Origin of the sequence: Serratia sp. X3, assembly GCF_014982455.1 — a bacterium.
GTDB classification, from domain to species: Bacteria; Pseudomonadota; Gammaproteobacteria; order Enterobacterales; family Enterobacteriaceae; genus Serratia; species Serratia ureilytica.
The window spans coordinates 291,803-312,477 of sequence record NZ_JADCNB010000001.1 but is presented as its reverse complement, the minus strand read 5'-3'; the positions used below and the strand labels follow the sequence as shown (position 1 = coordinate 312,477).

Sequence of the window (20,675 nt, the reverse complement as noted above, 5' to 3'; positions counted from 1 at the left end):
TCTAAATGTTGACGTTGTCATTTTTATTCAACAAAAAATGAATAACGACACAACATGTTAAATTTCAATGAATTAATCATCACACATCCCGAAAACTCAAAATGACAACGTGAACATTGATCGACATATAACCAAAGCTGCAAAAAGAATTGTTTGAGCAAAATCACAGTTCGTTAACATTGCGGCTAAAAATGCTACAAATGCGGATGGCGATCCCATTTACAGGATCGATGAGGATCGGGAGATGATCGAAACGGCGGGAAGAAAATGATTGGCAGGAATGCGGGCCAGGCATCGCGCCCGGCCCGATAAAACGGGTTACTTCACTTCGCCCATCGCTTTCAGCTTTTTGGACAGCTCGCGGCGCTCTTTGGACAGATCGGCATTTTTGATGATGTAGTCATCAACGCGATCTTCGTAGTCGCTGCGCATGTTGGCGATGATGCCCTGAATGTCTTCAATGCTCATGCCGGGCTTGATGTACTCACTCAGGTTGTCGAGCAGCAGCACGCGCTTCTGGTTATCACGAATTTTCTTTTCGTTGTCGACGATCTCGCGTTGCAGTTTGTTTTTGCGGCGGAACATACGCACAAACTCCAGCACGTCCTGGAAACTCGGCTTATTTGCATTATCCATCTTTATACCCTTGCTTTAGTAATACACAGATTCATTTGCTTACGGCCACATGGCACCAAGATACAGGTTTGTGGCGGTCCGGCACAACAGTGATTGGCTTATCTTACCCACTTTGCCCCGGCGGCCAAAACCCAAAGCGCCGCCTTCATGATCTGACCCCTTATTCGCGCCCGGCGGCGGTGCAAACCTGGAGCAAATCCCCCAGCTCTTCCAGCTGCTGCGCCAGCTCCATGCTGAGCCAAACGTAGCCGTAAATCGGCGCTTCGCCGTGTTGGCCGACGCTGACTTCCTGCATCAGCGTTTTCAGCTCGCCGGCGATTTCCGCCAGCTGCCCCGCCGCCGCCTGGCGCTGCGCCTGCGGCCCTTCGCGCATCAGCACCGCCAGCGACTCCAGCGAGCTCAGCGTCAGCAGCTGGGTGCTGCGCAGCGTGCGGGCGTTCAACATGATGAAGTGCGTTTCGCGCGAGGCCCAGTAAGCATCGGCCATCAGTTCCAGCGTGCACACCAGATTGCGGCTGAGGGTTTGCACCGCTTCGAACACCGCTTTGGGGATGCGGGTTTCCTTGCTGGCGGGCACGATCAGGCTGCGCAGCTTCACCACCTGATTCAACAGATCCTTGAGCTGCGGCTCCAGCCGCGGCCGCTCGATAACGTTCGGCGAAAAATACGCGCCGTAGAGGCGGGCGGCGGTTTGCAGGCAGTCCGCCATTTGCATGCGCCACAGAATGTAGGCGCGCTGCGGGTAGATGCTGGTGAACAGCAGCGCCAACAGCGAGCCGAAGATCACGTCGCCGCTGCGCCACAGCGCGGTGTGCATGTCGCCGGCGCCCGCGCCGCACACTACCGCCAGCGTGATCCCCACCAGCAGCGCCATATACGGCCGTTTGCCGAGCGTCAGGTAACCGCAGACGAACATCACCACGCCGCACCAAACCAGCATCAGCGGCAGCGAATAGAGTTCCAGATACAGGGCGATCAGGCCGGAGGCGGCGCCGAACACCGTGCCGGCGATGCGTTGCAGCGCGCGCTGCAGCACGTTGCCCCAAAACGAGATCGGCCCCATCACCACCACCAGGGTGATCAGCGGCCAGGTGCCTTCGGGCACCGCCAGCAGGCGGATCAGCAGAAAGGTCAGGATAAACGCCAACCCGATGCGCACGCCGTGTACGATGCGGTAGTGGCGATAGGTCAGCAGTTCAAGGGAAGAGATTTTTCGATCGAGGCGCACAGTGCCTCCGATAAAGACCAGCCAGGCCGCTATTTTAGCGAAGGAAGCCCGGCGAGGAAAAGGCGAATGAGGCGTCCCCCATTCACCTTCAGGCTCAGGCGACGTACTTGTCGACCAGCGCGCGCAGAACGGCGGCGGTTTCAACATCCATCACGCCGTCATACTTCTGCTGACGGAAGTGCAGCTGGAACGCGCGCACCAGCTGGCGATAGCCTTCTGCGGTGTTCGCCGCCGAGGTGTCGTAGCCGTATTGGGCGAACAGTTTCAGCAGATCGGCCTGCGCCGGCAGGCCCTGGCTGCAGTATTCCTGCTGGCGCTGCTGCTTGGTCGCTTCGTCATACCAGGCGCCGACGCCGGCCTGATACAGCTGCTGCCACGGGAACTGCGGGCCCGGATCGCTCTTGCGGCCCGGCGCGATATCGGAGTGCGCCACCACGTTCACCGGCGAGATGTCCGGATAACGCTGCAGGATGTTCTGCGCCAGCTGGGTGACAGCCTCGATCTGCTGCGGATTGAACGGCGGGAAGGTGATGTTTCCACCGTCGCCACTCGCCAGGTTGACAATCTCGATGCCGATCGAGGTGTCGTTGATATTGCTGCGGGTGCCCCATTGGCTGGTGCCGGCATGCCAGGCGCGCTCATTCTCGTCCACCAGGTTGAAGATGCGCACGCCGCTGAAGCCGGCGGCCTGATAGGTCGCCTCGGTCGGATCCGGCACCAGATAGTGCGCGCTGACCGATTTTCCGGTCAACGACTTCACCGAGTCGGCGAAGTTTTGCGCCGTGTAGTGCAGCACCAGAAAGCGCACGCGGCGGCCGAAGCTGGCGACCGATCGGTAGCTATTGTAATCAATCTTGTACATCGTAAAGTCCCTCTCTCGTTTGATTTCACTGAGCGGCCCCTCATCATGACAGACCGCCCCGCACGGGTGAACCCTTGGCTCACCCTTTTTGTTTTAGCTAATTGCTAAATCATGCGCAAGTGTTTTTTAGCAAAATCGTTATTTACCTTTTTGCTAAAGAGTGCGATCATTGCACGATGGAAACTAAAGAAATCAGGCGCAACAATCTGCGCGAATTGATGGCCCGCTACGCCCGGCAAGGCGTCAACCAGAATGAATTCGCCACGCTGGTTGAGTCTTCCGCGCCGACGCTGAGCCAAATCATCGGGGAGAAATCCTCCCGCAATCTTGGCGACAATCTGGCCAGGCGGATCGAGGCCAGGCTGAATTTGCCCAAGGGCTGGTTCGACGTGTTTCATGAAAAGCAGCTGGTGCGCCCGTTTGACAACGTGGCGGCGGAGTCGGACTTCCAACCCGCCCGCTTGAAACCGGTGGTATGGGAAGATACCGAACAAGACAAGGAAGAGTTTGTGGAGATCCCGCTGCTGGATATCGATTTTTCCGCCGGCGACGGCTGCTACGAAATCGTCGATCGCGAGGAGTTTTCGCTGATCTTTCGCCGTTACTATCTGCACAAGATGGGGGTGGCGGTCAACGCCGCGCGCATTATCCGCATCTCCGGCTCCAGCATGGAGCCGCGCCTGCAGGACGGCGACGTGGTCGGCATCAACACCGACGACACGCGCATCCGCGAGGGCAAGACCTACGCCATCCGCCACGGCAATTTGCTGCGGGTGAAGGTGCTTATCGAGCAGCCGGACGGCGGCGTCATCATCCGCTCCCTCAACCGGGAAGAGTACCAGGACGAGCATCTCAGCTATCAGCAGCGCAAAGAGCAACTGGTGGTGCTCGGCCGCGTCTTCTGGTCATCTTCGTCCTGGTAACGGACCACTGCGTCGGGCGCCCAGGGCGCCCGGCGGTTATTTGAAGTCCACCACCATCTGCTGCTGAATGGACAGCCCGCGGGTCGACTGCACGCAGCCGGCGATGTAGTCGGTGAAGCGCGGCGGTTTCGGCATGCCCAGCTTGAGGATTTTCTCGTTGCTGAAACGCACGTTGAGCATGGCGAACGATCCATACAGGCGCATCGCTTTGAGCATCAGCCGCTCGTTGCACGGGCCGAAAATGTCTTTCAACTGACGGCGCATTTTCACCAGCGCGTCATACGTCACCTGCGCATACTCATCGCCCACCGGCGCCTTTTCCAGCGCCGCCGCCATGGCGCGGTCGATTTCGGCAAAGCTGACGCTGCTCTCCTCACCGGCGGAGATATGATAAACGTCGTTCTCGAGCGTTTCGCTGTTCATCAACATCACCAACGCATCCGCACAGTAGTCCGCCGGGATCACATCGATATTGTCCTGCAGCGAACACATGAACTTGCGCAGCATCAGCGCCATGCCGAACACCCAGAAAATGCTGCTGGAAGGCTGGCAGCCCAGGCGAGTGTGGCCAACGACGATCGACGGACGGGCGATGGTCAGCGGCATGTGCGGGCAGCGCTGGCGCATCAGCTGTTCGATGGTGGATTTGGAACGCGTATATTCCACCAGGTGCTCGGCGTCTTCCTCAAACTCGCCGCTCTCCGACACCAGCGAACCCGGCTCCGGCGAACAGGACATGGCGGTACCGACGTGCAGGAAGCGTTTTAATCCCGGCACCTGCGCCATTCTTTCGGCAAAGGCCAGTGTGCCTTCTACGTTTACCTTCCAAATGAGCGGGTTATTACCGAAAGAAGCAACGGCCGCGCAATTAATAACATGCGTGACTTTGTTAATGCGTGCGTCAGTTAAAAAGTTGGCCGGCTCGGAAAGGTCGCCCAACAATATATTTTCTATCGTAATTTTAGACAGCAGATTCGCGTCGATATTAAACTTTTCCATATTCGCGCGAATACGGGCCAGCCCTTGCTGCGCATCGTCGGCGCGCACCAGCAAAAGATAATTAATGGACTGATTTTCAATCAATAATTTTTCAAGAACCGCACCACCGAGAAAGCCGGTAGCGCCGGTCAACAGCAGCGTTTTCATAATTGTCACCCACATTGGCATTGAATGTGGAAGATTGTATCTGCGGATAATTAAACAATTATTAAATAGAATTACGGCGCCCTTAAACACTTTTCTTAATATTATCTTAAGGAATCTTTTGAAACATCCATCATGGGTTTAGTAACAAAAGAGTCGGGACAAGATTACGATTAATCCCTACTGTTTAAATACCATTGATGTAACCCCTGATTTAATTTAATGGTCAATGTTATTTCTCTTAGCGTCCGTGGAGGACTTATGACCTATAACCAAAAAATCTGGTTGGGGGTTTTGCTGCTATGCACCCTGTTTTGGGTGGCGGTGATCGGCGGTGCCTGTTCGCTGTACCAACGCGTGGATCGCTTCCAGGCACATCACGCAGAGAGCGAGTTCGCCGCCCGCCACAGCCAGGCGCCTTGCGCGCAACCCGGCGCTCAGGCGTCGACTGCCCCTCGGAATGGGTAGGGACAATATCCGCTAACGATCCTATTATGCCCTAAGGTTAACAGGGAGATAACGATGGCTCGAAAGCTGGATAGCTTACCGCAGGCGCAACGCGAGAAAATAGAAACCGATTTGCTGGCCATCAGCGTGATCTACAATGAACGCTACGGCATCGCCTCCACTCAGGCGGAAACAGAACAACAGGTCCCCGACCACTTGCTCCCCTACTTTCATCAACGGCTGAATTATTATCGCCGTGCGTAATTGCGCGCATTTCGCTAACCGCCGCTTGGCATCGCTCCCCACGCCGTTACAATAGAGGCATATTGTATCCGCCACTGAAGAGACGCGATTTTGAGCAGCAAGGCAACGGCCACATTTTATATTCACGATTACGAGACCTTCGGCAAGAGCCCGTCGCTGGACCGCCCGGCGCAGTTCGCCGGCGTGCGCACCGATATGGATTTCAACATTATCGAAGAGCCGCTGGTCATCTACTGCGCCCCGGCCGACGATTACCTGCCGGAACCGGAGGCGGTGATGATCACCGGCATCACGCCGCAGGTGGCGCGCGCCAAAGGCGTTAACGAAGCCGAATTCACCCGCCAAATCCATCAGGCCTTCAGCGTGGCCGGCACCTGCATTCTCGGTTACAACAACATCCGCTTCGATGACGAAGTGAGCCGCAATATCTTCTATCGCAACTTCTACGATCCCTACGCCTACAGCTGGCAAAACGGCAACTCGCGCTGGGATCTGCTGGATGTGATGCGCGCCTGCTACGCTCTGCGCCCGGACGGCATCGTTTGGCCGGAAAACGAAGACGGTTTCCCCAGCTTCCGCCTGGAACACCTGACGCGCGCCAACGGCGTCGAGCACACGCAGGCTCACGATGCGATGTCGGACGTTTACGCCACCATCGCCATGGCCAAGCTGGTCAAGCAGGCGCAGCCGCGGCTGTTCGATTTCCTGTTGCAGCACCGCAATAAACACAAGCTGAACGCCCTGATCGACGTCGCTGACATGACGCCGCTGGTGCACGTCTCCGGCATGTTCGGCGCGGCGCGCGGCAATACCAGCTGGGTATCGCCGCTGGCCTGGCACCCGGACAACAAGAACGCGGTGATCATGTGCGATCTGGCCGGCGACATGACGCCGCTGTTGACGCTGAGCGCCGAGCAGCTGCGTGAACGGCTGTACACCCGCCGCGACGATCTGGCGCCGGATCAGGCGCCGGTGCCGATCAAGCTGGTGCATATCAACAAATGCCCGGTGCTGGCCCCGGCCAAAACCTTGCTGCCGGAGAACGCCGAGCGGCTGGGCATCGATCGTCAGGCGTGCCTGCAAAATCTGCAGCTGCTAAAACAGCATCCGGAAGTGCGCGAGAAAGTGGTCGCGCTGTTCGCCGAAGCCGAGCCGTTCAAAGGTTCCGAGGACGTCGACGCCCGCTTGTACGACGGTTTCTTCAGCGATGCCGACAAGGCGGCGATGAGGATTATCCAGCAGACCAAGCCGCAGAACCTGCCGGCGCTGGATCTGGCCTTCAGCGACGGCCGCATGAAAGAGCTGCTGTTCCGCTTCCGCGCGCGCAACTACCCGAATACGCTGGACGACGCCGAGCAGCGCCGCTGGCTGCAACATCGTCAGGAAGCCTTGAGCGCGGAGCGCGTGCAGAGCTATCTGCTGCAGCTCGAGTCGCTGTATAACCTGCACGAAGGCGACAAAGAGAAAACCGCCCTGCTGAAAGCGCTGTTCGATTACGGCAAAGAGTTGGTGGGATAAAACCCGCCGCAGCAGAAAAGGAAAAGGCCGCGAAAGCGGCCTTTTTGTGGCTGAGGAGACGGCTCGCGCTTAGGCGGCGTCTTCGCTCGCTTGCGGCACCGGCAGGCGGAAGCTGCGGGTGACGAAGGCCAGGTAGATCAGGCCGATGGCCGCCCAAACCAGGCCCAGCGTCATCGAGCTGGCTTCCAGGTTGATCCACAGCGCGCCGACGGTCAGTGCGCCCATCACCGGCAGGATCAGGTAGTTGAACGTGTCCTTCACGGTGCGGTTCATCTTGTCGCGAATATAGAACTGCGAGATCACCGACAGGTTAACGAAGGTGAAGGCCACCAGCGCACCGAAGTTGATCAGCGCGGTCGCGGTCACCAGGTCAAACGACACCGCGGACAGCGCGATGGCGCCTACCAGCAGCACGTTCAGCGCCGGGGTACGCCACTTCGGATGCACATAGCCGAAGAAGCGAGTCGGGAACACGCCGTCGCGGCCCATCACGTACATCAGACGCGAAACGCCCGCGTGCGCCGCCATGCCCGACGCCAATACCGTCACGCAGGAGAACACCAGGATCACCGACTGGAAGAATTTACCCGCTACGTACAGCATGATTTCAGGCTGCGAAGCGTCCGGATCCTTGAAGCGCGAAATGTCCGGGAAGTACAGCTGCACGAAGTAAGACACCACGATAAAGATGATGCCGCCGATCAGCGCCGTCAGGAAGATGGCTTTCGGGATCACTTTTTCCGCATCTTTGGTCTCTTCGGACAGGGAGCTGATGCCGTCAAAGCCCAGGAACGAGAAGCACAGGATGGTCGCGCCGGTAATCATCGGCACCACGTGAGCGTTATCGGACCAGAACGGGCGGCTGCTGACCAGCGTACCGGCGCCTTCGCCGTGGTAAATGCCGTTGATCACCAGGCCGAGGAACACGATCATGATCGCCACCTGCACCACCACGATGATGGAGTTCAGGTTAGCCACCAGCTTGATGCCGCGCAGGTTGAAAATCGTCATCAAGCCGACCAGCACCGCCACGAAGATCCAGGACGGTACGCCCGGGAAGATCGCTTCCAGGTAAATCTTGGCCAGCAAAATGTTGATCATCGGCATGAACAGGTAGTCCAGCAGCGATGACCAGCCCACCATAAAGCCGACGTGCGGGCTGATGGCTTTCTGGGCGTAGGTGTAGGCGGAACCGGCGGAAGGGAACTTCTTCACCAGCTTGCCGTAGCTCAGGGCGGTAAACAGGATCGCCAGCAGAGCGAAGGCGTACGCGGTCGCGACGTGACCATCGGTCAGGCCGGATACGATGCCGAAGGTATCGAAAATGGTCATTGGCTGCAGGTAAGCCAAGCCCATCATCACTACCGGAACTAAAGTCAGGGTTTTACGCAGCTGAGTGCGCTGAGCCGGAGCGGCGTTGATGGTGTTATCGGACATTGTTCAGCCCCCCCTTACCTTGAGCCTTGCGGATAGCGGACACGCCAAGACTTAAGGTTGCGGGGAAACTTCGCAACGAGCGACTTAATTCTAAAAGAAGGGGGTTGTAAGCTGGATAACGGGTCGAGGAAACCTCGGCTGCTCCATAGTCGCTGCGGCCACAGCGGAAACCGGCGGGCACCGGCGCTAAAGTGAAAAATTGCCCCATCTTTCTAATCCTCATGAGTCACGACCATAAAGTTTTGTTTGATCGTGCACGAAACTATTTATCTATCCGGATCGGTGTCCGGCCTCGCTTGGTGTATGAAACGCTACGTTGGTAAAACATAATGCAAAAAAAAATAACCGACGCTTTCAAAACGTCGGCTATCTGCATTTGAGATATTTTGCACCAGAATGCCTCCGAATGACAAGATCCGGAAACCCTCAAATACAAATTCTTTTTGTCGATCGCACGGAAAACCAGCCTGGCAGGCGAATTAATCCGCTGCCGGCAGGCCAGTCGCCCGCACATACCTCTTACTTTATACGCCTATTCAGGCATTTTTCAACATCCAGTCGATCTCGGTTTCCGTCACTCGCCGTTCAAACTGCAGCAGTTCGTCGGTCTTGCAGGCGTGATAAACGCGGGTGAAACGCTCGCCGAGATAGTGCGTCAGCGCGTGCTGATGTTCAAACTCGTACAGCGCGTCGCTCTGGCGGATCGGCAGCGGCAGCCCCTCTTGCTCCAGCCCGTTGCCGGTCACCGGCTCAGGCAGCGGCAGTAGGTTGTCCAGCCCGTACAGCATGCCGGCCAGGATCGCCGCCATTACCAGATACGGATTGGCGTCGGCGCCGGCCACGCGGTACTCCACCCGACGGTTCTCCGGTTCGCCGCAGGGAATGCGCAGCGCCACGGTGCGGTTATTGTGGCCCCAGGCGGCCTGGATCGGCACATACATCCCCGGCTGGAAACGCCGATAGGCATTGACGTTCGGCGCCAACAGCGCCATCGACGCCGGCATCAGGGTGATCATCCCGGCCAGCGCCTGTTTCAAGAGCGGCGAATCCTCGCCTTCGGCGTCGGCGAACAGGTTGTTGCCCGCGCCGTCCTGCATGCTGACGTGCACGTGCATGCCGCTGCCGGCGTAATCCTCATAGGGCTTGGCCATAAAGGTGGCGTGCATGCCGTGGTTCTCGGCCACCAGCCGCACCAGCCGTTTCAACGCCAGCGCGTGGTCGCAGGCCAGCAAGATATCGTCGGTATGACGCAGGTTGACCTCGAATTGCCCCGGCGAGGCCTCCGCCACCGCGCCGTCCGCCGGCAGCCCCTGCAGCTTCGCCAGCGCGTCGATATCGTTCAGCACCTCGGCGAAATGGTTCAGGTTATCGACGGAGTACACCTGGCTTTGGGTGTTGCGCTCCTGCGTGCCGGGCGCACACGGCGGTTGCAAATCGCCTTCCGCGTCGCGCTGCCGATCGATGAGATAAAACTCCAGCTCTACCGCTGCCACCGGGAACAAGCCGCGCTGTCGCAGCGCCTGCCACACGCGGTTCAGCACATTGCGGGGTTCAACGTCAAAGGGAGTGCCATCTTCATCCAGCATGGTGAGCAGCACCTGGCCGATGTGCTGCGGATCGGCCGCCGACGGAGTCAGCGAACCGGGCACCGGCAGGCATACGCGATCCGGTTCGCCGAGTTCCTGCCCAAGGCCGGCCTCCTCCACCACGTTGCCGAGGATGTCCATAGCGAACACCGACGCGGGGAAGTAGCTGCCTTTTTCCAGTTTTTTCAACCCTGAGACGGGTATGCGTTTGCCGCGGAAGGAACCATTGAGATCGGTGAGAAGGATATCGATATACTGCGTGGCGGGATGGCGTTCCAAATAATGAGCGACCTCATTTTGGAACGCGCTACTTCGCCTCTCTTCATGATGCTGTGCAAAATGTTCAACTGCTGCGCTATTGGTTTGCATACGTCACCCGCCATTATGCTCTTAAGGCGCATTGGCGCCCGTCCGCCGTTCGATTCAACACATGATTGGATTTCTCGCCAGGTCGCGCCGCTGCGGGCGCTCAAAATAACATCCACAACATGAAACATAGTCTTAACAGAATGGGTTTGCAAATGTTACAATCCTGTTTGATTATTCGCCACCGGCTGCTAAATTGATAAAATATTGACCGAAAAGGCCTTGCCGCCATTTTCACGTCAACTATTTTGTCCACCGCGCCGACGGTGAGCATGGGCAATATATTTTCCAAACCTACCCTAACTACCGATATCATGCAGCATCGTTATCGACCAGGCAGGCGCCCGATACCGATCGTCATTTCTGCCTGTCGCCCTTACCAGAAGGAAGTACCGCTATGAGCGAAGCCAGCTTGGCACCGGGCAAACGCCTGTCGCAGATCCGCCAGCAATTGGGTTTGTCGCAGCGCCGGGTCGCCGAACTGTCCGGGTTAACCCACAGTGCGATCAGCACCATCGAACAGGACAAAGTCAGCCCGGCCATCAGCACGCTGCAAAAATTGCTTAAGGTGTATGGCCTGTCGCTGTCGGAATTCTTTGCCGAACCGGAGGCCGTCGACGAGCCGCGCGTGGTGATCGACGCCGAGGATCTGATTGAGATCGGCAGCCAGGGGGTATCGATGAAGCTGGTGCACAACGGCAGCCCGACGCGCAACCTGGCGATGATGCTGGAAACCTACCAGCCCGGCACCACCACCGGCGAAAAGATCAAGCATCAGGGCGAAGAGATAGGCACCCTGCTGGAGGGCGAGATCGTGCTGACCATCAACGGTCAGAGTTACTGCCTGACCGCCGGTCAGAGCTACGCCATCAACACCGGCATTCCGCACAGCTTCAGCAATACCTCGGCGCGCATCTGCCGCATCGTCAGCGCACACACCCCCACCACCTTCTGACCGTTTATCGCTCCGGCGCAGCCTGACGCGGGTTGCGCCCCTGCCCGCCCACGCTTTCATCGCCGTTATGCCATTTTGTTGGTTGCCAACGGCGCAATCTGTGTTACAACAGAGCAAAACAGCCATCTAAACATCTAAACGGCCTTACTACGCAATGTCAACCGCAACACCTTCGCGCCTCGAGATGCGCAATATCTCGATCGCCTTCGCCGGCTTCAACGCGCTGCAGGACGTGGACTTCACGCTGCACGGCGGCTCAATCCACGCGCTGGTCGGCGCCAACGGCGCGGGCAAGTCGACGCTGATGGCGATCCTCTCCGGCGCCCACGATCACTACCGCGGCGAGATCCTGATCGACGGCCGGGCAGTGGAAATTCATTCCCCGCTGCAGGCGCGCCGCCACGGCATCCACGTGGTGCAGCAAGAAGTCGATGTCGCGCTGATCCCCACGCTGTCGGTGGCGGAAAACATCATGCTGGACTGGCTGAACGAGCCGGGCCATTGGCTGAACTGGGCGGAGCTGCACCGCCGCGCCGCACAGCTGCTGCAGCAATGGGCGCTGCCGCTCAACCCGCGCAGACGCCTGTCGGACTGCACGCTGGCGGAAAAACAGCAGGTGCTGCTGGCGCGCGCGCTGTCGCACCGCTGCCGTTTTCTGGTGCTCGATGAACCGACCGCGCCGCTCGATCGCGCCGAGAGCGAGCGCCTGTTCAACGTGGTGCGCCGCCTGCAATCCGAAGGCATCGGCATCGTGTTCATTTCTCACCGCATCCACGAACTGAGCGACATTTGCGATCGGCTAACGGTGCTGCGCGACGGCCGCCGCGTCAGCGAAGACGCCATGCGCGGCCTCGGCGGCGAACAGATCGTCGAGAAAATGCTCGGCCACCGGCTGGACGACATTTTCCCGCCGCCGCGCCCACCGCACGCTGGGCGTACGCTGCTGCAGGTGGAGGGCTTGCGCGATCGCCATAAGCTGCGCGACGTTTCGCTGCGGCTGCATGAAGGCGAGATCCTCGGCATCGCCGGGCTGGCCGGTGCGGGGAAAAGCGAGCTGTGCAAGGCATTGTTCGGCGCTGGCGCCGCGCAGCTGGAACGCGGCGAACTGCGCGGGCAGCCCTGGGCGCCGCGCGCGCCGCATCTGTCGGTCGAACAGGGATTAGCGCTGGTGCCGGAAGAGCGCCGCAAAGAAGGCATTTTTATCGATGAGGCGATCCCGATGAACCTGAGCGTCAGCGCCGATGACAGCTTCTCGCGCTGGAGCCTGTTCAGCCGGCGACAAGAGCTGCGCTGGGCGCGCGAGATCATGCAGCGTCTGAACATTCGCGCCTCCGGCCCGCAACAGCGGCTGGCGCGCCTGTCCGGCGGCAATCAGCAAAAAGTGGCGATCGGCAAGTGGCTGCGCGGCGACGCCGACGTGCTGATCTTCAATGAGCCGACCAAGGGCGTGGACATCAAGGCCAAACAGGAGCTGTTCAGCCTGATCGACGGCCTGGCCCGCGCCGGCAAAGGCGTGATTTACGCCTCCGGCGAGTTCGCCGAGCTGATTGGCCTGTGCGATCGCATCTGCGTGCTGTGGGATGGCCGCATCGTGGCGGAGCTGAACGCCGCCGATACCGACGAAGAAACCTTATTGCTCTATTCCACCGGAGGAACCCCTGCGTGAGTAAAGAATTTGCCTTGCGGCCTGCGCTGCCCTGGCGCCAACAGCTGTTTGATTTCCTCTACAAGTGGGGCATGCTGCTGACCGTCGCGGCGCTGGTCGCCCTGTTTGGCCTGGCGTCGGACAACTTTCTCGATGCCAACAACATCATCAATATCCTGCGCTCGATCGCCATCGTGACGGTGATCGCCATCGGCGTCTCTATCTCGCTGTCGGTCGGCGGTTTCGATCTGTCGGTCGGCTCGACCGCCTCGCTGGCCAACGCGCTGGTGATTTCCCTGTTCGTCTGGCACGGGTTCGGCACCGCCGGCGCCATCGTGGTGACGCTGTTGCTGTGCACGCTGGTCGGCCTGTTCAACGCCCTGCTGATCGTGGTGCTCAAAATCCCCGATATGCTGGCGACGCTGGCCAGCCTGTTCGTGATCCAGGGCGTGGCGATGACCTACAGCTACGGCGGCTCCATCACCCAAAACATGGTGCTGCCGAATGGCGACATGGCGGAAGGCCTGATCCCGGAAGTGTTTTCCGCCCTCGGCCAGGTGCCGGTGATCGTGCTGATCATGCTGGCGGTCACCGTGGCGGTACAGCTGTTCCTGTCGTTGACCAAGCACGGCCGCCGCATGTACGCCATCGGCGGTAACCCCGAGGCGGCGCGCCTGTCGGGCATTCGCACCGTGCGTTACAGGGTTGCCGCTTACGTCATTTCCTCTTGGCTGGCGGCGCTTGGCGGCATCCTGCTGGCGTCACGTATCGGCTCTTCGCAGGTCAACGCCGGCGGCGGCTATCTGATGGATGCGGTGGCGGCGGCCTATATCGGTTTCTCGCTGGCCGGCTCCGGCAAACCCAATGCGCTCGGCACCCTGATCGGCGCGGTGATCCTCGGCGTGCTGCAAAACGGCCTGGTGATGCTGTCAGTGCCCTACTACGCCATGGACATTATCAAAGGCCTGGTGCTGGCGCTGGCGCTGGCCATCACTTACATCCAGAAACGCTGATCCTCCCCGGCGCACATCCGCTGCGCCGGTTTTCCCTTTAATTCATCCGGTTACTCTTTCCAGCAAGAATAACAAGCATACAAATGATATGAATTATCATTAGCGTTTACATTAAGTAAAAAATCCTTACAATACCCTCACGCAACGCTGACGAAGCACCGGATTTCTCAGCGAACGATGAATAATTTCATCAGAAATTCAATTGGTTAATTACTTTCACATCAATCCAGGAAAGGTTTGCCTCATGGAAACGCCACGTTACAGCAAGCTCGCCGCTCTGGTGATCGCCTCCCTCAGCGCCACCGCCGCGCTGGCCGCACCGCAGACTGACGCCCAAGACACCATGGTCGTCACCGCCTCCGGCTTTCAGCAAAAAATTCAGGACTCCGCCGCCTCCATCTCGGTGATCCCGCGCCAGCAAATTGAAGATAAAGCCTATCGCGATGTGACCGATGCGCTGAAAGACGTGCCGGGCGTGGTCGTCACCGGCGGCGCCAGCAGCAGCGATATCAGCATTCGCGGCATGTCCTCCAAGTACACGCTGATTCTGGTGGACGGCAAGCGCGTCGATACCCGCGGCACCCGGCCGAACAGCGATAACGCCGGCATCGAACAGGGCTGGCTGCCGCCGATGGAAGCCATCGAACGTATCGAAGTGGTGCGCGGGCCGATGTCTTCGCTGTACGGTTCCGACGCCATGGGCGGCGTGATCAACGTCATCACCCGCAAGACCTCCCGCACCGAGTGGAAAGGCTCGCTGCACGGCGACGCCACCCTTCAGGAAAACCGCGATTCTGGCGATCTGTTCCAGACCAACGCCTACGCGTCTGGTCCGCTGATTGAAGGCCTGCTCGGCGTGCGGGTCAACGGCCTGCTGTCGCGCCGCGCGGAAGATAAAATCGTCAACGGTTACAACGAACAGCGCATGCGCAGCGGCACCGCGGTGTTCACCCTGACCCCGGACGAGAAAAACGAATTCGACTTTGAAATCGGCCGCTCGCTGCAGGATCGCAACAGCACGCCGGGCAAATCGGTGGCGGCGGAGCGCTGCAGCAGAGGCAAGTGCAAACCGTCCTCACGCAGCGAAGACCTCTACACCCGCACCAACTACTCGCTGGCCCACAACGGTTATTACGACTTCGGTAACTCCACCAGCTACGTTCAGCGCGAAGAGACCAATAACCCGGGCCGCAAGATGAAGATGTACAACACCATCTTCAATACCCAGAACCAGTTCGAACTGGGTGCCCACATGCTGAACCTCGGCGGCCAATACCGCTATGAGAAACTGGGCGACAGCGGCAACCAGCTGAGCTCGGCGCAAGACGTCAATCAGCTGACGCGCTGGAGCTGGGCGCTGTTCGCCGAAGACGAATGGGCGCTGACCAACGACTTCAGCCTGACCAGCGGCATCCGTATGGATCGCGATCAGAACTTCGGCAGCCATTGGTCGCCGCGCATGTACGGCGTGTGGCACCTGACCGAACAGTGGACGATGAAAGGCGGCGTCTCCGCCGGCTACCGTTCGCCGGATCTGCGCCAATCCTCCGCCAGCTGGGGCCAGGCGACGGGCGGCGGCGTGCGTAAAGGCATCATCGTCGGCAACCCGGATCTGCAGCCGGAGAAGAGCCTGAGCGAAGAGATCGGTCTGATGTGGGATAGCCTGAAAGGCGTCAATGCCGGGGTGACGGTCTTCAACACCGACTTCAAGAACAAGATCACCGAAGTGCGCCGCTGCGAAGACACGCCGGATTGCACCATTGGCGGTACGCCCTACGACTTTATCAGCGATCGCGTCAACGTCGACAAAGCCAATATGCGCGGCGTAGAAGCCACCTTCGGCTGGCAGATCAATAAAGACTGGAAGTGGAACGCCAACTACACCTACACCGCTTCCGAGCAGAAGAGCGGCGAGTTCCAGGGCAAGGCGCTGAACCAGATGCCGAAGCATATGCTCAACACCGTGCTGGACTGGCAGGCCACGCAAGACCTCAGCCTGTGGTCGCGCGTTAACTTCCGCAGCCGCACCTCAGACTACCTGAGCCGCACGTCGATGGAGACCAGCACCCCGTCCTACACCTTCGTCGATGCGGGCCTGAGCTACCAGGCGGCGAAAAACCTGCAGCTGACCGGCGGGGTCTACAACATTCTCGACAAGACCGTGGATTACGATCACTACCGCACCACGCTGGACGGCCGCCGTTACACCGTCGGCATGACCTACAACTTCTGATGCCCCCGGGCGCGCGCTGCGCGCCCTTTTCATTCCATCACCGAGAGGAAGCCCCATGAGATTACGCCGCTCCCCCCTGATGATCGCCCTGCTGGCCGCGATGGCGCTGGCGGGTTGCCACAGCAAAACCGACGCGCCGGCGGCCTCGGCCACCGTCAACGTCCAGCACCTGAACGGCAGCACCGAGGTGAAGAAGCACCCGCAGCGCATCGTGGTGCTGGATTACGCCTCGCTGGAAACGCTGCAGCTGCTGGGCGTCGAGCCGCTGGCGCTGCCCGGCAACCGTAAGAACTTGCCGGATAGCCTGAAGCGCTATCAGGACGAGAAATACCTCAATGCCGGCACCCTGTTCGAGCCGGATATGGCCGTGCTGCGCGCCGCCAAACCGGATCTGATCCTGATCGCCGGCCGGGCGTCCAAAGCCTATGACGAATTGAATGCGCTGGCGCCGACCTTGAACATGTCCGTCGATCAGCAGGATCAGTTGGGCAGCCTGAAACAGCGCACCCGCCAGTTGGGCGAGCTGTTCGATAAGCAGCAACAGGCGCAGGCGGCGATCGATAAGCTGGATGCGCAGATCGCGGCGGTCAAACCACAGGCCGCCCAGGCCGGACGCGGGCTGGTGGTGCTGTTCTCCGGCGGCAAGATCAGCGCTTATGCCCCCAAGAGCCGTTTCAGCTTCGTCTATGACGCCCTCGGCTTCTCGTCCGCGCTGCAGTCCGATGACAAAGACGTGCGCGGCAATAAGCTGACGCCTGAGCAGGTCGCCAAACTGAACCCGGACTGGCTGTTCGTCATCGACAGAGACGCTGCGACCGGTCGGCCGAACGCGGTGGCGCCGCAGAAAATCCTTACCGGCACCGCGCTGAAGAAAACCACGGCGGTGAAAAAAGGCCAGGTGGTTTATCTGCCGGCGGCCGAGGTCTATCTGTCCGGCGGCATCGTCACCGCCCAGCACGTCGTCGAACGCGTGAGCGAAGCACTGAACCGCGCTGCACGATAAAAAAAGCCCGGCGATGCCGGGCTTTTTCCTGGATTATATCGTCGGCTGATTCACCAGACCGTCTATCAGCACCTGCGGCGTGCCCTGCGAGCAACGTTCGATGCGCCCGCGCACGCCATAGACCCGCGCCAGGCTCTGCGGCGTAATCACCTGCTCCGGCGCGCCGTCGGCGATCAGATCGCCATCCTGCAGCATCAGCACGTGGTCGCCGTGACGCAGCGCAATGTTGATGTCATGCACCACCACCACCGTCACGATATCGCGCTTGCGGGTTTCGCGGCGCACCAAATCCATCACGTGGAACTGGTAGTTGAGATCGAGCGCGCTCAGCGGCTCATCCAGCAGCAGCAGCGACGGCTGACGGATCAGCGACTGCGCCAACCCCACCAGCTGTTTCTGGCCGCCGGACAGCTGATCGAGATAACTCAGCGCCAGGTGGGCGATGCCCAGCTGTTCCAGCAAAGCCATCACTTCAGCTTCGCTGCCGGCGTTGCTGCGGCCGCCCGAGGCGCGCTGCGCCACGATGATCGACTCCAGCACGTGCAGATGCACCCCGGCGGGCAGTGACTGCGGCAGGTACACCACTTTCTCCGCCCGACGGGCGAACGGCATCTGCATCAAATCGCCGTCGTCCAGCCACAGCTTGCCCTGCGCCGGATTCAGCCCGGCCAGCGAGCGCAGCAGCGTCGATTTGCCGCTGCCGTTCGGCCCCAGCAACACGGTGATTTGCCCGCGCGGCAGCATCGGCACCGACAGATTGTCGATCACCTGGCGTTTCGGGTAACCCGCCGAGAAGTTTTCTATCCGTAAACCCTGGCTCATACGTTCCCCCGGTGGCGCAGAATAATGCTCAGGAAGAACGGCACCCCGACCAGCGACGTCACGATCCCCACCGGGATGATTACCCCAGGCACCAGGTTTTTCGACGCCACCGAGGCCATCGACAGCACCAGCGCGCCAATCAGCGCACTGGCCGGCAGGTAGAAACGGTGATCCTCGCCGAAAATCATGCGGGCGATGTGCGGCGCCACCAGACCGATAAAGCCGATCGGCCCGACGAAAGCCACCGCCAGCGCCGAGAGCATGCTGATGCGCAGCAGCGTGGTCAAACGCAGCCGACGCACGTCGATGCCGAAGCTCACCGCCCGGTCTTCACCCAGACGCAGCGCGGTCAGTTTCCACGAGCTCATCATCGACAGCGGCAGCAGCACGGCGAACACCCCGAACAGAATGCCCAGTTTGTCCCACGAGGCGCGCGCCAGGCTGCCCATGGTCCAGAACACCAGCCCCTGCAGCGTGTCCTCGCTGGCGATGAACTGCATCATCGAGACCAGCGCGTTGAAGGTAAACACCAGCGCGATGCCGAACAGCACCACGCCGGAGGTGGCGACCCGCGTCCAGCGCGTGATGCCGTCCAGCATCAGCGCGGCGAACAGCGCGAAGATAAAGGCGTTGGCGGAGATGAACCACTGATCGGGAATGCCCGGAATGCCGATGCCGAGCACGATCGCCAGCGCAGCGCCAAAGGCCGCGGCGGAAGACACTCCGAGGGTGAAGGGGCTGGCCAGCGGGTTATTCAGGATGGTCTGCATTTCTGCCCCGGCCAGGCCGAGCGCAAAGCCCACCACCACCGCCATCAGCGCATAGGGCAAGCGGATGTCCCAGACGATCACCCGCGTGCCGGCATCGGCCGCGGCGGGATCAAGCAGCGTTTGCCATAAGGACGACAACGACAGGCCGGACGGCCCCATGGTGAAATCCAGCAGCAGCGAGCCCAGGATCGCCAATGCCAATACGCCCATCATCAACAGGCGATGGCGAAGAATATGCTGATAACGCCCCATCACGCCGGCGTCGGGTTGCCCCTTGGCTTCAGTCATGGGATCGGTGGATACGCTCATTAGTTAAGATACCTGTTGCAACCATCATGACAGCGGCGCGAAAGCGGCCGCCGTGAACCGAAAAGTGTGCGGCAGCAGCCTGCTGCACAGCCGTTAACAATAAAACAAACGATAATACTTATCAATCATATCAATAGGTGAAAACGGCGTTGTCGAAATGTAATAATTTGTTTTTTATCGCCATTTTTCAAACCGCCACGCTTTCCCCCGCCAACGGCCAGTAGGTTAATTATTCTGAAAATTCTTCCTGATCCGACCAGACTCTGACAAATAACGGCAAAACCACATAGAATCCAAAATCACAGCACCGCGCGTGCAAAAAAACTTCAGGCCGCCGCAAGAGCGGCCTTATTGATTGACGAGGCTGTAAATGAGAAGTCCATCTCCGGCGGTAACGCCCAAACGCCCGGCGCTGCTGAACTGGCTGTTATACAGCCCGCTGCACGCCGATGACGAGCCGTTTCAACGCCAGCTGCGTCTCACGCTGACGCCCTCTCCTCTCACGCCCTGGCTGAATGCCGCAGGGCCGGCCGCGCTGCTGGCGGGGTACGCCTGGCTGGTCCAGCGGCCGCTCGGCATCGGTTTGCTGCTGCTGCTGCTGTTGTTGACCGCCGGGCGAGCCTGGCTGGCGCGCCGGCGTCAACCGGCCTGGCCGAACGCCATGCTGGTGACGGTGCTACTGTGGGCGCTGCTGGTCGGCGCCAGCGCCGCTCTGGCGATGCTCTCAGGCCGCTTCGTCTTAATGCTGTTCGCCGGCCTGACGATCACCACCCTGGCCTGCTGGCTGATGCAGCGCCACGCCGCCGCCCCGCGCTTCGCGCTGCTTGAGGTGATCGCGCTGACGCTGCCTTATCTGCTGGCGGCGCCGCTGTCGCGCGTGCAAAACCTGTTTGTCCTGGCGGACCTCGCGCCGCTGTGGCTGGTGCTGGCCCACGGTATGATCGCGCGCTACCACCGCCAGCTGGTGCAGCATGTCACGCTGGCGTGGGAGAAGCAGCAGGCGTCGCACCGCGATCGCCTGACCGGCTTTCTCAACCGCGCAGGCGGCGAGGCGGTGATGCGCAGCATCTGCCGTCCCGGAACGACGCAGCCGATCTCCCACCTGTTCATTCTTGAATTCGGCCCGCTGGCGGCGCTCTACCAAAGCCACGGCGTCCAGATCGGCGACGACGTGCTGCGCACCGTCGGCGAGCGCCTCAAGACGCTGATCCGCCCCAGCGACTATATCTGCCGCTATACCGGCGGCCAGTTTCTGATTCTGGTGCACGATCTGCCCTACGGCGCGGAAAGCGAGTTCCTGGCGCGCATTGTGCCGCCGCTGGAGGCGCCCTACGATTTTGGCGCGTTCGGCGAGGTGAACATGCAGCTTAACGCCGGCATTGTGGCGCTGACGCAGGATTACGCGACGGTAGAGAGTTTGATGAGCTCGGCGCAGCAGGCACTGGCGGAAGCCAAAGGCGGGAAAAAGTAAAACAAAACGCGGCGGGAGCCCCCGCCGCGTATCACTCACCGAAA

Annotated in this window: 18 protein-coding genes; 10 read left to right on the top strand and 8 right to left on the bottom strand. The window is 59.9% G+C overall.

What is annotated here, in order from left to right; genetic code table 11:
* Positions 1 to 318: 318 nt before the first annotated feature.
* The 3 genes from tmaR to IMX17_RS01510 all read right to left on the bottom strand — a co-directional run bounded on the left by tmaR (position 319) and on the right by IMX17_RS01510 (position 2,726).
* Positions 319 to 636: a PTS system regulator TmaR gene (gene tmaR, locus IMX17_RS01520; protein WP_004935612.1), complete on the bottom strand. Its 318-nt coding sequence runs from the start codon at positions 634 to 636 to the stop codon at positions 319 to 321.
* Between the two features lie 160 nt (positions 637 to 796).
* Complete coding sequence (locus tag IMX17_RS01515; protein ID WP_033643781.1) at positions 797 to 1,864, bottom strand: FUSC family protein; 1,068 nt, start codon at positions 1,862 to 1,864, stop codon at positions 797 to 799.
* Positions 1,865 to 1,958: 94 nt separating this feature from the next.
* A complete protein-coding gene (locus tag IMX17_RS01510; protein ID WP_193549255.1) occupies positions 1,959 to 2,726 on the bottom strand; it encodes an N-acetylmuramoyl-L-alanine amidase in 768 nt (255 codons plus the stop codon).
* Positions 2,727 to 2,902: 176 nt separating this feature from the next.
* Here IMX17_RS01510 and IMX17_RS01505 point away from each other — a divergent pair, with 176 nt between their 5' ends.
* Positions 2,903 to 3,649 (top strand): helix-turn-helix transcriptional regulator, encoded by a 747-nt coding sequence (locus tag IMX17_RS01505; RefSeq protein ID WP_019453597.1) that lies wholly within the window; start codon positions 2,903 to 2,905, stop codon positions 3,647 to 3,649.
* 36 nt (positions 3,650 to 3,685) lie between these two features.
* On the opposite strand, the gene IMX17_RS01500 is transcribed toward IMX17_RS01505, so the two are convergent.
* A complete protein-coding gene (locus IMX17_RS01500) occupies positions 3,686 to 4,795 on the bottom strand; it encodes an SDR family oxidoreductase (RefSeq protein ID WP_046896707.1) in 1,110 nt (369 codons plus the stop codon).
* 258 nt (positions 4,796 to 5,053) lie between these two features.
* Between IMX17_RS01500 and IMX17_RS01495 the strand changes: the two genes are divergently transcribed.
* From IMX17_RS01495 to sbcB, 3 genes are all read left to right on the top strand, one after another.
* Positions 5,054 to 5,260: a hypothetical protein gene (locus IMX17_RS01495; protein ID WP_046896373.1), complete on the top strand. Its 207-nt coding sequence runs from the start codon at positions 5,054 to 5,056 to the stop codon at positions 5,258 to 5,260.
* A gap of 54 nt (positions 5,261 to 5,314) precedes the next feature.
* Positions 5,315 to 5,503: a DNA polymerase III subunit theta gene (locus IMX17_RS01490; RefSeq protein WP_033643787.1), complete on the top strand. Its 189-nt coding sequence runs from the start codon at positions 5,315 to 5,317 to the stop codon at positions 5,501 to 5,503.
* 90 nt (positions 5,504 to 5,593) lie between these two features.
* Positions 5,594 to 7,021: an exodeoxyribonuclease I gene (gene sbcB, locus IMX17_RS01485; protein WP_033643788.1), complete on the top strand. Its 1,428-nt coding sequence runs from the start codon at positions 5,594 to 5,596 to the stop codon at positions 7,019 to 7,021.
* A 69-nt stretch (positions 7,022 to 7,090) separates the two neighbouring features.
* Here the strand turns inward: sbcB and IMX17_RS01480 are convergent, their stop codons facing one another.
* Both IMX17_RS01480 and IMX17_RS01475 read right to left on the bottom strand, forming a co-directional pair.
* Positions 7,091 to 8,458, bottom strand: a complete 1,368-nt coding sequence (locus tag IMX17_RS01480; RefSeq protein WP_025303526.1) for an APC family permease — start codon at positions 8,456 to 8,458, stop codon at positions 7,091 to 7,093.
* Positions 8,459 to 8,994: 536 nt separating this feature from the next.
* Positions 8,995 to 10,413: a glutamine synthetase family protein gene (locus IMX17_RS01475; protein WP_046896372.1), complete on the bottom strand. Its 1,419-nt coding sequence runs from the start codon at positions 10,411 to 10,413 to the stop codon at positions 8,995 to 8,997.
* Between the two features lie 394 nt (positions 10,414 to 10,807).
* Between IMX17_RS01475 and puuR the strand changes: the two genes are divergently transcribed.
* From puuR to IMX17_RS01450, 5 genes are all read left to right on the top strand, one after another.
* Complete coding sequence (gene puuR / locus IMX17_RS01470; RefSeq protein ID WP_016927000.1) at positions 10,808 to 11,365, top strand: HTH-type transcriptional regulator PuuR; 558 nt, start codon at positions 10,808 to 10,810, stop codon at positions 11,363 to 11,365.
* 154 nt (positions 11,366 to 11,519) lie between these two features.
* The gene (locus tag IMX17_RS01465; protein ID WP_193549254.1) at positions 11,520 to 13,031 is read left to right on the top strand and encodes a sugar ABC transporter ATP-binding protein; all 1,512 of its coding nucleotides are present in this window, start codon (positions 11,520 to 11,522) and stop codon (positions 13,029 to 13,031) included.
* Entirely contained in the window at positions 13,028 to 14,023 is a 996-nt protein-coding gene (locus tag IMX17_RS01460) for an ABC transporter permease (protein WP_042785047.1), read from the top strand. The genes IMX17_RS01465 and IMX17_RS01460 overlap by 4 nt, the downstream gene beginning before the upstream one ends.
* A 244-nt stretch (positions 14,024 to 14,267) precedes the next feature.
* Entirely contained in the window at positions 14,268 to 16,256 is a 1,989-nt protein-coding gene (locus IMX17_RS01455) for a ligand-gated channel protein (protein ID WP_193549253.1), read from the top strand.
* Positions 16,257 to 16,311: 55 nt separating this feature from the next.
* Entirely contained in the window at positions 16,312 to 17,259 is a 948-nt protein-coding gene (locus IMX17_RS01450) for a siderophore ABC transporter substrate-binding protein (protein WP_046896369.1), read from the top strand.
* Between the two features lie 33 nt (positions 17,260 to 17,292).
* Here the strand turns inward: IMX17_RS01450 and IMX17_RS01445 are convergent, their stop codons facing one another.
* Positions 17,293 to 18,081 (bottom strand): ABC transporter ATP-binding protein, encoded by a 789-nt coding sequence (locus IMX17_RS01445; protein ID WP_193549252.1) that lies wholly within the window; start codon positions 18,079 to 18,081, stop codon positions 17,293 to 17,295.
* The gene (locus IMX17_RS01440; protein WP_033643796.1) at positions 18,078 to 19,160 is read right to left on the bottom strand and encodes an iron ABC transporter permease; all 1,083 of its coding nucleotides are present in this window, start codon (positions 19,158 to 19,160) and stop codon (positions 18,078 to 18,080) included. Before IMX17_RS01440 ends, IMX17_RS01445 begins: the two co-directional genes overlap by 4 nt.
* A gap of 370 nt (positions 19,161 to 19,530) precedes the next feature.
* Here IMX17_RS01440 and IMX17_RS01435 point away from each other — a divergent pair, with 370 nt between their 5' ends.
* Entirely contained in the window at positions 19,531 to 20,631 is a 1,101-nt protein-coding gene (locus IMX17_RS01435) for a GGDEF domain-containing protein (protein WP_046896367.1), read from the top strand.
* Positions 20,632 to 20,675: the final 44 nt, after the last annotated feature.